This window comes from Palleronia sediminis (genome assembly GCF_004358695.1).
Lineage (GTDB): Bacteria > Pseudomonadota > Alphaproteobacteria > Rhodobacterales > Rhodobacteraceae > Palleronia > Palleronia sediminis.
This window is the reverse complement of record NZ_SNAA01000008.1, coordinates 1-12,051: the sequence shown is the minus strand read 5'-3', so window position 1 is coordinate 12,051 and position 12,051 is coordinate 1. Positions and strand designations below refer to the sequence as shown.

12 protein-coding genes and 1 pseudogene are annotated in these 12,051 nt (G+C 60.7%); 1 reads left to right on the top strand and 12 read right to left on the bottom strand.

Annotation, left to right across the window (positions count from 1 at the left end; all coding sequences use genetic code 11):
• Window positions 1-301 precede the first annotated feature (301 nt).
• The 4 genes from E2L08_RS08400 to E2L08_RS08385 form a co-directional block, all read right to left on the bottom strand.
• The gene (locus E2L08_RS08400) at window positions 302-1,516 is read right to left on the bottom strand and encodes a hypothetical protein (RefSeq protein WP_133396630.1); all 1,215 of its coding nucleotides are present in this window, start codon (window positions 1,514-1,516) and stop codon (window positions 302-304) included.
• A 1,065-nt stretch (window positions 1,517-2,581) separates the two neighbouring features.
• Window positions 2,582-3,481: a dihydrodipicolinate synthase family protein gene (locus E2L08_RS08395; protein WP_133396629.1), complete on the bottom strand. Its 900-nt coding sequence runs from the start codon at window positions 3,479-3,481 to the stop codon at window positions 2,582-2,584.
• A gap of 13 nt (window positions 3,482-3,494) precedes the next feature.
• Window positions 3,495-4,130: a LysE family translocator gene (locus tag E2L08_RS08390; RefSeq protein ID WP_133396628.1), complete on the bottom strand. Its 636-nt coding sequence runs from the start codon at window positions 4,128-4,130 to the stop codon at window positions 3,495-3,497.
• A gap of 11 nt (window positions 4,131-4,141) precedes the next feature.
• Window positions 4,142-4,753 carry a LysE/ArgO family amino acid transporter gene (locus tag E2L08_RS08385; RefSeq protein WP_133396627.1) on the bottom strand — a complete coding sequence of 204 codons (612 nt, stop codon included), beginning with the start codon at window positions 4,751-4,753 and terminating at the stop codon, window positions 4,142-4,144.
• Between the two features lie 94 nt (window positions 4,754-4,847).
• On the opposite strand from E2L08_RS08385, the gene E2L08_RS08380 reads away from it, so the two are divergent.
• Window positions 4,848-5,756, top strand: coding sequence for a LysR family transcriptional regulator ArgP (locus E2L08_RS08380; protein ID WP_133396626.1), 909 nt, complete (start codon window positions 4,848-4,850; stop codon window positions 5,754-5,756).
• On the opposite strand, the gene E2L08_RS08375 is transcribed toward E2L08_RS08380, so the two are convergent.
• The 8 genes and pseudogenes from E2L08_RS08375 to E2L08_RS17255 all read right to left on the bottom strand — a co-directional run.
• Window positions 5,740-5,937, bottom strand: coding sequence for a hypothetical protein (locus E2L08_RS08375; RefSeq protein WP_133396625.1), 198 nt, complete (start codon window positions 5,935-5,937; stop codon window positions 5,740-5,742). The genes E2L08_RS08380 and E2L08_RS08375 overlap by 17 nt on opposite strands.
• Window positions 5,934-6,473: a 3'-5' exonuclease gene (locus E2L08_RS08370; RefSeq protein WP_133396624.1), complete on the bottom strand. Its 540-nt coding sequence runs from the start codon at window positions 6,471-6,473 to the stop codon at window positions 5,934-5,936. The genes E2L08_RS08375 and E2L08_RS08370 overlap by 4 nt, the downstream gene beginning before the upstream one ends.
• Before the next feature lie 4 nt (window positions 6,474-6,477).
• Window positions 6,478-6,933 carry a hypothetical protein gene (locus tag E2L08_RS08365; protein ID WP_133396623.1) on the bottom strand — a complete coding sequence of 152 codons (456 nt, stop codon included), beginning with the start codon at window positions 6,931-6,933 and terminating at the stop codon, window positions 6,478-6,480.
• 29 nt (window positions 6,934-6,962) lie between these two features.
• Window positions 6,963-7,133: a type II toxin-antitoxin system PrlF family antitoxin gene (locus E2L08_RS08360; protein WP_133396622.1), complete on the bottom strand. Its 171-nt coding sequence runs from the start codon at window positions 7,131-7,133 to the stop codon at window positions 6,963-6,965.
• A 73-nt stretch (window positions 7,134-7,206) separates the two neighbouring features.
• Window positions 7,207-7,509, bottom strand: coding sequence for a helix-turn-helix domain-containing protein (locus E2L08_RS08355; RefSeq protein WP_076695361.1), 303 nt, complete (start codon window positions 7,507-7,509; stop codon window positions 7,207-7,209).
• The gene (locus tag E2L08_RS08350) at window positions 7,506-7,886 is read right to left on the bottom strand and encodes a type II toxin-antitoxin system RelE/ParE family toxin (RefSeq protein WP_168771090.1); all 381 of its coding nucleotides are present in this window, start codon (window positions 7,884-7,886) and stop codon (window positions 7,506-7,508) included. Before E2L08_RS08350 ends, E2L08_RS08355 begins: the two co-directional genes overlap by 4 nt.
• 40 nt (window positions 7,887-7,926) lie before the next feature.
• Entirely contained in the window at window positions 7,927-9,141 is a 1,215-nt protein-coding gene (locus tag E2L08_RS08345) for an abortive infection family protein (protein WP_168771089.1), read from the bottom strand.
• Between the two features lie 84 nt (window positions 9,142-9,225).
• Window positions 9,226-11,931: pseudogene (locus E2L08_RS17255) on the bottom strand (TrlF family AAA-like ATPase); the annotation flags it as partial.
• Window positions 11,932-12,051: the final 120 nt, after the last annotated feature.

The following is a 12,051-nucleotide window of genomic DNA, read 5'->3' as shown; positions in this document are numbered from 1 at the left end:
AGCAGTTCGTGCTCGCTGGTCGCTTCCGGGATGCGACGACACGAATGTCGACACGACCGTCAGGTTGCCGGAGTTTGGGCCCGCCTGGAGACTTCCTTGGTTCGTTTCCCTCCCTTACGAGGAGGACATTGGCCATTCGCAGGAATGACGAAGAAAAATATTCAATGTTCGAAAAGAATTTCCCGGAGCGACATGAAGCCATACGTCTACCACTCATGGCTTCACGCATTTCATTGTGCTGACCCATCTGTCGGCTCACGCTTCGCCATGCTCGGCCGATAGATTTTTTCGGAGAACAGGATCAGGTTCGTCTCGGATCCCGCTTGCGCGCCAGGCCGCTGACCTCGCATGGCAGAACGTCTTGTGGAAATTCTTCATCCAGGATCAGGTCATCCAGGACGAATAATCCGCTTCGAAAGGCGTTTCGTTCCTGACGCGGCAGAATTTGCAGGGTTTTCTGAATCCACTCAGATGTCATTCTTGCCGGTGCGACACCGTCCCGGATTGCGTGCTTTGACACGCCAAAGGTGCGTTGTATCAGCTTCTCGAAACCATGCTGTCTCATGCAGCCACGCAAGTCGGTCCAGCCCTGAGGTGCCGTGGCTTGCACTGGCGTCGGCGGAGTGTGACCGGTTCCGGCATGTTGACCGATGTGCCTGATGTAAGACTTCAAGGCGACCTGCGAAGGCTTTTGGAATCCGTAATCGTTGGGGGCAACGTCCCACAGTAACATGCTCGTCCGCGCCAGGTCCTCGAGTGTCGGATCCTGATCTTCGGACAACAGATCTGTACGCCGACACAGCCGATAGACGAACGGCACGGCCGCCCTCACCCTGGGGGGCGCCGAGGCATACGCGGCGTCCAACCTCGGTGGCAATGGCGCATGATAGAGATGCGAGCTTGGCGCAGGGAGCGGCCCTATCTGTGCTGCTGGTAGCAGGTGGCGCGAGCCTGCCGCGAGAGGTGCATTCTGCAGCCGATCGAGCAATGAGAGCGCAGCACGGAACGGTGGGCGGAGATTTTCGCCGAGTCCTTTGTCGATCTGAAGGGCGTTCGTAAGCGTGAGCTGGCTGATTGCGAATCCGCCGGGTAGCGCCTCTCCCAGACTTCTTAGGCTCTCGTCGGTTCGTCCACCGTATTCCAGACGGGCGATGCGCCTTAGACCGGCGATAGGATCATGGTCGGCAAGAGATCCGGTCTCCAAGAGAAACAGATCGTAGATCGTTCGCCGCCAAGCACGGTAGCGGGAGAGTTCCTGCTTGAAGACATCTTGAGCGCAGCGGGGAACGCGGTCGTGGGGAAACCGCCTCTGAAGGTCTCGGGCCGAATACGAGAGCGCCAGCAATGGCACACCTTCGATCCTGATCAGGAGGGTAAGCGCACTTGCTGTCGCAAACGGAGAGCCGGCACGGGCAAGGTGCGCGGGCGGAGTCGGGCAGGTCAGGGCCTGATAGATGCGAGTAATGTTCATGATATGGAAGTTGGTCGATTTTCCGGACGACAAAGCGATCCGCATCGAAATCTGCGTAGTTCATCGGGTGGCTTTAGGAAGTTGCTCTCGCGACACGGTCGATAGTCCGTGCCGAGAGGCCGACGCTCCCCCTCGCATTGCCGCTTTTCGCGAGGGTTAGCCGCGGTCTCGGTGAGTTTTTCTTCCACGGGGGAATGTCGTCATCTCACGGGGAAATTGCGTCAAGACGCGGGGAAATGTCGTCACTCCGCGGGGTTTCTGCGTCATGTTGCGGGGAAATTGCGACGGACCTGACTCCAACTCATTGGTTTGTCGAGCGGAATTCCCCCCTGAATCAAGGGAATCATGAATCCCCCTGAAAGAGCCGCGGAGCGGCCGGTTCAGGGTGGTTATTGGGTTTCGGGCGGGCAACTCGAAGAAAAATCGACCGGATGCTTTTTCCTCGCTCGCAAACGATCCATGTATTTGATGTGCCGGGTGCACCTCGACGGAAGCCATGAAAGTGAAGGCTCTGCGGCGCGCAGCAGGGTCTATTGCTGGAAGGGATTCTGGCGGGATCGGTCACGGCGCAGGCTCGCAGACGTGCGGGCCGAAGGTCTCGCGTGTCTATGCGCGAGAAACACAGTGGTTGCTGTCTCGGGATAGTCGAGATGTGAAGTCTGCTGCGGCGCGCAGCAGCAGGCCGATCAACTTGGCGTATTCCGGGGCAGCGGCTGCTTACGTGTATTGATACGAGCCGCTATCGCCATCGGATCCTGGAGCTCGGACGACCCGTAAGGGATGGGATGGTGGTCTATATCTTGTCTGAGAGGGGCCCTCAGAGGCACATATGGCGGCTTTCGCGTGTCCCGAAATTTCATGGAGCCGGAAAACTGGTTCCGAGGGTCTTTCACGGCACGCCGTCGAGACGGGCATGAGGCGCTCGTATGGGAGGGCATGAGCGCCCCTTTTTCTGTGTGAGGAAAGTTGCTTATGGAGAGGGATGCAGGGCACAGGATAGCCCTTTGCGGCAGCTCAGGGGCTGTGATCGCCCCGAATCACGTCTGTCGTCGCCTCGATCTCGGACCATCGATTCGCGTGGCGAAGTGCTGCGTAGGCACAATCGCGTAGTCAGACGACGACCTGAAGCAGCGGACGAAGAGCATCCTCAACCCGTGTATGGCACGCTTGGTCGAGCGTCAGGATCGGGCGCGGGGGCGTGATAGGTTCGAAGCCGAGTATATCGGTGATGGCAAACATCACGCGGAAGCTCCCGAACTCCCGGAACAGCGCCCAGAGGGGAGCGAAGGCGTGGTCGATACGCTCGGCGTCAGCCGCATTCCCCGCCAGGGCCGCACGTGTGAGTGCGCGTGCGGGTTCCGGCAAGAGTCCGGCCACCACGCTATACCAGCAGGCGCCGCCGGCGAGCAGCGCGTCTTTCGCGCCCCAGTCGCCGCTGTAGCCGATAGCGAAGTCCTCCGGCGTCATGGCCCGCAGGCGCTGCATTTCGCCCGCGTAGTCGCCGTCCGCAGGCAGTGGCATCTTTACTGCGGTCACGTTCGGAAGTTCGGCCAGTCGCGCGATCAGGTCCGGGCCGAAGGTGAATTTCGTGGTGCCGGGGTTGTTGTAGATGCAGAGGGGGAGCTCGCCGGCCGCAGCGACAGCCTCGAAATGGCGGAACACCTCCTCGTCGGTCAGCGGCTGGTAAGACATGGGCGCGAGAAGCAGGCCGTCTGCGCCGGCCTCCCTGGCATCTCGCGCGAGATCCTCGGCAACGTCGGTTGTGAGCGCGCCGACACCGACGATGAGCGGGGTCCGCCCCGCTATGCACTCCACGGCGGCCCGCAGCGTGCGCTTGCGCACCTCCGGCGTCAGGTAGGCGTATCCGCCGGTGCTTCCGAGCAGTCCGATGGAATCCGCCCCAGCTGCCACGATCCGCTCGAGGAAGCGTTGCAGGAGCTCGGGCTTCAGCTCCCCATCATCGTCGGTGGGGGTGAGGGGGAAGGCCGACAGGCCAGTGAACAGGGTCATGCGAGCATTTCCTTCAGATGCGTGACAGGAGGAGGCGAAGGCCGGCGAACCCGAAGAAGGCGGCCAGGACGCCTTCAATCCCGCGCCGGGCACGTCGGTATAGGCGGATCATCGGCTCCGTCGAGAACACGAGAGCGTAGCCGCCGAAAATCGTCACGCTCAAGATCGCGCAGCCCGCCAGAATGGTAGCCACGTCGTGCCAAGATGCCTTAGCGCCGAGGCCGAGAGTGACGAGGGCGATCCAGGCCAGCACGGCCTTCGGATTGGCCAGATGCATGATCAATCCCTGACGATAGAGCGCCACAGAGGACGGAGCAGTCTTGGTCTGGGCAGCTCCCGGTAAGATCGCGGTGTCGGGCGTCATCGCGTTTCGGGCCGCGCGCACCGCGAGGTAGAGCAGGTATAGGCCGCCGAGGATCTTCAGGACGATCAGGGCTTCGGCGTAGCGCGCGAGCAAGGCGGACACACCGGTGGCCGCAGACAGCCCCCAGAACAGCGATCCGGAGATGACGCCCGCGGCCAGTGCCAGCCCGGCCCGGCGCCCGTGGTTCATCGCCACGCCCATGATCCGAAGGGTGCTCGGACCGGGGCTTCCAGCCGCGATCACGTAGGCGGTGAAGACGACGAACAGGTGGTTGATGTTGTCCATCGCGGGTCCTCTCAGGTTCCGGCAAGAAGCTCGAAGGCGATGATCCACATCACCAGTGCGATGAGGGTCTCGAGGATGCGCCATGCCGCCGGGCGCTCGAACACAGGGCGCAGCCTGATGGCTCCGTATCCGAGGGCGAAGAAGAAGACGAACGACCCGAGGATCGCGCCGACGGCGAAGGACGCCTGGTTGTCGGTGAACTGCGTGGAGATGGTTCCCAGAAGGACCACCGTGTCGAGATAGACATGAGGATTGAGCCAGGTGAGGGCGAGACACGCCACCAGCGTGCGGAACAGGTTGGTCTTCGCCAGCGAGGAATCCGCGGCCAGCGCCTCGTCCGATCGCAGCGCGGATACGAGGCTCTTCACGCCATACCAGATCAGGAAGGCGGCGCCGCCGTAGCGCATGACCGGCTCGAGCCAGGGCAACCAGTCCGAGACGGTCCGGAAGCTGGTCACGCCCACCGTAATCAGGATCGCATCCGAGATCGCGCAGGCGAGACAGACAGCCAGGACATGTTCACCCCGCAGCCCCTGCCGAAGCACGAAGGCGTTCTGTGCGCCGATCGCCACGATGAGGCTGAGGCTCATCATCATGCCGGTAAAGAAGACTGCGAGATCCATGAGCTGGCCTCCGATCCGAAAAACTGCCCTTGGTCTATGCGGTCCGTTAAGATTAGACAAATTAAAGGCGCTGATGCGAATGAAGGAAATCTAAATGTCAGTGGACTACGCAGCTCTCCGGGCCGTCGCCGCGGTCGTCAGGACCGGCAGCTTCGAAAGGGCCGCTGCGTCTCTCAACGTGACCCCCTCAGCCGTTTCGCAGCGCGTCAAGCATCTCGAGGAGCGTCTCGGCGCGGTGCTTATCGAGCGTGGGATACCTTGCACCGCCACCGACAAGGGCCTTTCCCTATGCCGGCACATGGACCGGGTAGGGATGCTCGAGAAGGACCTCATGGCGCAGTTGCCTGAACTCGCCGGACCTGAAGGTGCCGGACAACAGGTGACTCTCAACATAGCCACGAACGCTGACAGCCTCGGGACCTGGTTTCTCGAGGCCATCGCGTCCTTCACCAAGGCCAGCGACTATCTCGTGAACGTAGCAATAGACGATGAGGATCATACGGCCGACTGGCTGCGGCGCGGCCGGGTGCTTGCGGCCGTTACCTCGCTTGAACGCCCCGTCCAGGGATGCCGTGTCACGCCGCTCGGATCACTCCGCTATCAGGCCACGGCGAGCCCCGACTTCGTTGCCCGATACTTCCCCGATGGCCTCACGGAGGAGGCGTTCCAGCGCGCGCCAGCTCTCACCTTCAACCAGAAGGATCGCCTTCAGAATGCCTGGGCGCGCGAAGTATTCGGGCACGACATGTCATTCCCCACCCACTGGCTTCCCTCGACGCAGAGCTTCCTCGAAGGCAGCCTCGCCGGCATGGGGTGGGCGCTTAATCCGATTCAGCTCGCGAAGCGCCCTCTCGAGCGCGGAGATCTCGTCGAGCTTGTCCCGGGGAAGGTGCTGGAGCGGCACCTGTTCTGGCAAATCAACCGGCTGGCTGCCGATCAGCTTCACGAGCTGTCCCGGTTTATTCTTTTGGTGGCGAGGCGAAATCTTACCTCGGAAGCGTGACGTTGATGCCCGCGCTTTCGAGCCGGTGGTAGGGCGCATCGCGGATACATGCATCGAGATCGATCTTCGGTCGCTCCTCCGTCGGGCGACGCAGCATGATGATACTCGCGAGCATCACCAGGCCGCTGACGCCGAGCAGGCCGCCTCCGACGATGATCTCCGTTGTGAATATCTCGGTCATGCCGTCCTCCCTTCGAGCTCCAGAAATGCCTGATGCTGGCTCGCCTTGAGCCATCCCCGCGCAAGCCGTGCGGTGTCCGGACCCGCGCGATGAGGAGCAGGGCGCCGCTCTATTGTCTCGTATACCAGATCCAGAGCGTATCCCTCGAACACAGCAAAAGATGTGCCGTCGAAATCTTCGATCGAAGGGTTCTCTGCACGCCCGGCGGCTCGGAGCAGGCGGTCCAGCCATCGTATCTCGAACTCAGGGGCGTCAGAGACGAGTTTGCGGCCTCCGAGGACCTTGAAGAAGGTTTCAGCCACTTCTGTTGTCGAGGGCGCCTCCCTTAGCTCGGACAGGGAAATGCCGTGAACCGCTGCGCTTTGCGGCGACCAATCGTCGATTTCCCAATCGTGAGCTGGATGGATAAGGGAGGACCAGGTGCGCACTTCTCCGTGCTCAAGCCACGAGAGTCCGATCTCGATGGGCCAGCTTGCTTCCGACAGACTCGATGCCTCGAAGTCCAGGATCGCGATTTTCTCTACGGCCGCATCCATGGTCTCACTCTTGGCGCGCCGTTGAAGGACGATAGCTGGATCTTGTGGTGTTCGCTTGCTTCACCGCTCGACGAATGCGGGCGATATCTGCCAGGCGGGCATGGGAGGATTGCGCTTGAGACGGGCGATGGAAGGTTGAGCGGACATCGCGCCCTTCCGGCTTTATGGACCATCCGAGTGCCGTGAGCGCCTTTTCCGCGGCATCGCGGGCTTCATGCCGCCGGGGGCGATCCGTCACCCGTGGCTCAACATGGGCTATCTCGTTGTCCTCACAGCCATGGTGTCGCTGCACTTCCATGCTGTTGACCAAGCCGGGGAATTCCGCGTCGAGCCAGCACACGACAGCGCGGGCATCATCATCAAGCCTCTGTGCGGCCTCGCGGGTCCGCTGCATCGCCAGCAGGTCCTCGTGCGACCTCTGGATCGGCGATATCGTGGCTGCTTCGCTGTTGCCCGGCATGATCGGATCTCCGGTTATCTCGCCCCTGTTCAGTCTTTTTCGAGTGGTGCGTGAAGGTCGATTTCAACGTCCTCGACCAAGTCGGCGGCGCGCTGGACGATGTGCGCGCCGAAAGGCCGCAGGCGCTGCGGGTCGGAAGCGGCTTCCTGCTCGAGAAAGCCCAGGAAGGTCTGAACTGTTGGGTCGATTGCCGATGTCATGCTCCTGACCTCCTCCGGTTTCGAGATCTCTGCCAGCGGACCTCATGATGGCGGGCGATTTTCCGCCCCCAGCTCAGATGATGGCCTCGATGCCTTTCCGATCGATGACATCGAGCAGCCTCGCCGAGGAACCGCCCGGGGATTTCTTGCCCTGTTCCCACTGAGCGACAGTGGTCGCGCCGACATTGAGAAACTGGGCAAAAACGGGCTGGCTCATACGGCTCTTGGCCCTGATCTTCTTGATCCTGGCCGGCGTGAAGGAGGGTTTCTCCGGAACGCAGATCCGATCCATGACGCGCATGGTGATGTCGTCCATGGCGCCGACCTCGTGCAGGTCCTTCGCCATGTCGTGGGCCATATCCAGAATGTCACTCATGCCTCGCACTCCAGCTCTGCGATGGCGCCCTTCGCCTTCAGCGCATCGATCTGGCTGTCATCAGCCTCGATGAGCGCCTTGGCGTTGACCGAGAGGGCGTCCTTTTCCCGGCGCGTGATGTTCGATCGGCTGCTCTTCGGAAAGCCATAGAGGAAGAAGATCCTGTCGGATTTCTTCTTCCGGAAGCCAATGATGGTCCGGAAACCACCCGACTTGCCTCCGCCCGTGCGCGCGATCCTCTTCTTGAAGAGGTAGCCGCCAAGGTCGGCCTCGACGTTGCCGTCAAACGCCTCCTTCGCTGCCGCACAGAGGTCCTCGTCCGATATCGCCTCGGACCCGGCCCACTTTCTGAACGCCTTTCCAACGAATACTCTCACACGTCTCCCTAACACTTAGTGTTACACTTGTCCATTTCAATCATCTCTCGGCGGTCTCGGCGGCAACCTGAGACAGGTGACGATCGAGGACGAAATCGACGAAGGTGCTGGCGGCCCCGATCGCGAGACGCGCATGACGGGGCTGGAGACCCTTGAAGTCGCGCCCGCGTCCATGGCCCTTGCCGTAAGCGTTGCGCAAGGGGGCAAGGGCGTGCGCGATGTTCCCCAGGCTGGTCAGGATTCCCCTGATTTCGTTCGCGCCCTTGGCGTTCTCGTCGATCCCGTCCGGCATGATCTTGATCTCCTTGCGAAGGAGCTTCAGCAGCTCGGGGATCTCCGCCTTTTCGGGATAGGCGACCTTCCTGTCGTCGAGGATCAGCTTGCAACAGCTCTCGACGATCTCCTTTGCCAAGGCGATCGCCTCGCCAGGCTCGCTGTCGCCGATGCGCTCGAGGCGTCGCAGATCCTCGTAGAGCGTATCCGAGTTCAGGGTTGCCGCCACGGCCTTGATGCGCTGGACGGACCCACCCAAGGCGTGAACCTTACGTTGTGGCACATAGGCCGGTCGGCCATCGATGATGGCGTCCTCGACGAGCTCCCATCCGTCGACCCGCAGGTGACCATTGAACGCCCGGGCGAGCGCATCCTGCTCCGCGTCGTCCTTCCGGACGATGGGATGAAGAACCTCGCAGATGAACTTCAGTAAGGTATCCTGATCAGCGGCATAGAGACGGAAGCGCGGGTCGCTGTAGACCCAGTCCTGCGACCAGTCGAAATTGTTGATGCAGTGTTGCCAGATGTCCTGCTCGGCGTTCTGGAACCGGCTGTCATAAGAGGGCAGAGAGGTAAGATCGAAGATCCGGCTGAGGAAGGCAATCTCATCCAGGGCGCCGTGCCAGGCAGTCTCCCTGGCACGCATCTCATCGAGGATGGCGGCGCGTGTCCGTTCGCTGATCTTCCCGTCGGGCAGACGCCGCCCCGGCGGCGCGGCGCGCATCGGCGAGATTTCCGCGCTCACCCAGTATCCATTGTCCTTGCCCGTGACGAGTTCGAGGTTCTTCGAGATGATCCCGGCGATCTCGTTCCGGCTGTCCTCTATCGACACGAAAACGCTGACCGGGACACGAAGGAAGACAGTCCAGAGCTCGGTGCCGCCGTTCCAGTTGTCGTAGCCGACCTCGTCGATCTCAATGTCGGCCTGGCTCATGGCGCGCAGGGCATCGTGCTCGCCTTTCTGGCGAAGGAGCTCTGCCACGGTGGGCAGGCTCCCCTCGATTTCGCGTCTGATGCTCAGGTATCTCATGGCGGGGCGAGAAGGATGTTGGCAGCTGCCAACACCTCAGCCCCCGAACTTCACGCGCACTCGGCGCGCACGTTCTCGAAACGCCTGTTCTCCACCTTCCAGGATGTCACAGACGGCCCTCCTGATTTCGGAATCCTCAAGGCCTCCGCCTCTGTAAGTGATCTCGGGGAGACCACCTGACGAATGGGAACCGGCATCGGCGATGATGACCTGATCAGCATCAGTATTGATGACGAGGTTCGCATTGTGGGTGACCATGATCACTTGGCGTTTGGTCTTGGCGGAGATGAACAGGGAGACAAGCTCGTCGAAGACGGATTTCGGATCCAGGTTCTCCTCGGGCTGGTCGATGATGAGCGGCCGGTCATCCGCATCGTCCAGCGCCAGGTAAAGCAACAGCAGAACGATGCCACGGGTCCCGGGGGAGAGCTTGCGAATATCCAGTCCGTCGTAGAGAATTTCATAACGAACAGAGATGTGAGAGGTGTCAAAGAGCCAGTGCGCGAGCTGTTTCATCCATGCGCGATACTGTTCTGTCTTGTCCTCGGAATATGGCGCATGACTGAGTATCGCCGCCATGTGCTTCGATATGAAGGTGCTCATCGCCGCTGAAATATCTTTGGATGAGCCTTTCTCCCAAGCTGGGCGAAGGGTGGCATCGGCTTCAGCGACCAAGGCCCCCCGACGATAAAATGGCCCGGCCTTCCGTCGATCGATAAGATCCTCTTCGGCGACAGTTCCCCACGCCTCCACGTTGACCACTCGACGGACCGAGAACCCGAGCTTCCTGAGCGTTCCCGTCGATTTTTCAAGCCGGCTCATCAAAGGGGCATAGAGAGCGGCAAGAGCATCTTGCTCCGCGACGATTGCCTCGAACAGTCGCTCGTAGGCCTCCATGCGTTCTTTCTGGAGTTCTTTTTGGCGCTCCGCGGCGCCCTCGGCGTCCTTCAGGCGCTCCTTCAAGGTGTTCAGCGTCGAGGTCTCTTGTGCGATCTTCTTGGAGAGGGCGGCATACCGTTCGCGAATAACCTTGTCCGCGCTTAGCATCGCCTCCAGGCGCTTGGCTTCTGCCTGAAGGGTGTTCAGAGGTAGCGAAGTTAGGTCTGCCCCGTCTGCAATGAAGGCATCGCCATGGTTTGGTTCGGCGACGGGTGGCCCGGTCAATTCCTCGATCTTCTTGTCGGCGGCCTCGATGTAGCTTGTCAGGCTCTTGTCGACATCACCCTTGTATATGAGAAGGAATTCCTCCCACTCCTCTGGCTTCATTCCGCTCTGCTGATGCCGCTCCTTGGCTTGGCGCAAGAGCTCTGGAGCCTTGGTCGCCCGGGTGCTGGCGACTTCATCCTGAAGGGCGATGAAGCTCCTCTTCTGGGTCCCAAGGGTCTGGATCTGGCTGCGCAGTCCCTGCGCAGCTCGACCGATTTCCGAATGCCTTTCGGCATGCTTTTCACTCCCCTTCACGACATGCTTCCTGAGGTCGGAGCTGTATCCCTTGATGAGAGCCTCTTTCTCCCCGACCTGTCTTCTCAGGGAGGGAAGGGATTCCTTCTTCTCGATTTCGGCGGCAACGCGATCGGAAATGTCGGAGATCGCTTCTGCCTCACGTTTCCTTGCCTGACGAAATCGGTCGGTCCTGAAGCCGCGAAGTTCGGCGAAATCGATGGCTCCCTCTCTCGCGTCATCCTGGTGAGCATCGAAGATCACGCGCTCAATCTCTGCGATCAGTCCGTCGGACGCCCCTGCCGCAGAACATAAATCCTCGACGAATTGTTGGGACAAGTATCTTGCTCGATGATACGCGGCCGGGCCGTTGGCATCGCTGCCATCCAGGCGGCGAGTTGTCGTCGCACCCCCTCCCCATGTGAGCGTCGTGGTCCCGTCACCGAGAAGGTCTCGTGCACGCGTCAGGAAGGACGGACTGTTGTTCTCTTCAGCCTTCCAGGCGGCCTCATCGATCGAGTCACATCCAGCAGCGATGATATCGGCGAGCGCTGTTTTTCCAGATCCCCGTGCCCCGATAATGGCCACAAGGCCCGGGTTCAGCGGGATCTCCGGAGTGCGGGCCCATGGCGCGTTCTCGATAGAGACGTGAGAAATCACCTGCGAGGGCGTCGGCGTTTGCGGTGGTTCAGTCCCGACATAGGCTCGGCCTTCGGGGTCGATGCATGCTTGCCGAAGCGCGTCGAATAGCAGCCCTCCCTTGATCCAGGAGAAGCGATCCTGAGCTGGTTGCCCGACTTTCTTCTGGTCGTGGGCGTCACTACCATGAAGGCAGGGCTTGCAGCCCCCGTATGCCTGGATCAGTTCGTCTTTGGACAGACCCTTCTGGCCGATCCAGAACTCCCTTTGACTGGGAGCGCTCGAAAAGATGATGTCGGCGAATCTCTCGATCTCCTTTCGGGTGGTTGCATCAGCAGCATCCTGAAGGCCTGAGGTGCCGTCGTTAGTCCCGGCGGCGACGGCAATAAGGATATTCTCCTTCGCCCATTTACTTCCCCCCAATATCTCCCTGAGTTGCGGGAAGTTCACCTTGAACTGCGTTGCACCATGCTTGAGCGCAGCCTTGTCGTCCTTGATCGTTCGATCAGCTGCTTTGCCGAGTGCGATGAGATCGGGGCGAGTACAGTTGAAGGTATCTCCGTAGGCGTGAAACTGGAGACGCTGGAGAATGCGGTGAAGCTGATCGAGATGGTCTGGATCCTCGGGACTGACAAGCAGGTGGAGATTGATGAATCCCTTTTTAGGGTCAGGATGCATTGATTGTTGCTGTTCGGCGTGATTCACGGCCCGAAAAACGGAGCGGTGACATGGACGACCTCTACTGGCTGAGCGACGAGCAGATGGCCAAGCTTTCCCCTTTCT

What these genes read in the sequence shown, in the direction of transcription:
- E2L08_RS08385 (WP_133396627.1), bottom strand. Translation starts at nt 4,753, where the DNA reads ATGGATCTCGCAGTCTTCTTTACCGGCATGATGATGAGCCTCAGCCTC.
- E2L08_RS08395 (WP_133396629.1), bottom strand. Translation starts at nt 3,481, where the DNA reads ATGACCCTGTTCACTGGCCTGTCGGCCTTCCCCCTCACCCCCACCGAC.
- E2L08_RS08370 (WP_133396624.1), bottom strand. Translation starts at nt 6,473, where the DNA reads ATGGATGCGGCCGTAGAGAAAATCGCGATCCTGGACTTCGAGGCATCG.
- E2L08_RS08355 (WP_076695361.1), bottom strand. Translation starts at nt 7,509, where the DNA reads ATGAGTGACATTCTGGATATGGCCCACGACATGGCGAAGGACCTGCAC.
- E2L08_RS08365 (WP_133396623.1), bottom strand. Translation starts at nt 6,933, where the DNA reads ATGCCGGGCAACAGCGAAGCAGCCACGATATCGCCGATCCAGAGGTCG.
- E2L08_RS08390 (WP_133396628.1), bottom strand. Translation starts at nt 4,130, where the DNA reads ATGGACAACATCAACCACCTGTTCGTCGTCTTCACCGCCTACGTGATC.
- E2L08_RS08380 (WP_133396626.1), top strand. Translation starts at nt 4,848, where the DNA reads ATGTCAGTGGACTACGCAGCTCTCCGGGCCGTCGCCGCGGTCGTCAGG.
- E2L08_RS08375 (WP_133396625.1), bottom strand. Translation starts at nt 5,937, where the DNA reads ATGACCGAGATATTCACAACGGAGATCATCGTCGGAGGCGGCCTGCTC.
- E2L08_RS08400 (WP_133396630.1), bottom strand. Translation starts at nt 1,516, where the DNA reads ATGCGGATCGCTTTGTCGTCCGGAAAATCGACCAACTTCCATATCATG.
- E2L08_RS08360 (WP_133396622.1), bottom strand. Translation starts at nt 7,133, where the DNA reads ATGACATCGGCAATCGACCCAACAGTTCAGACCTTCCTGGGCTTTCTC.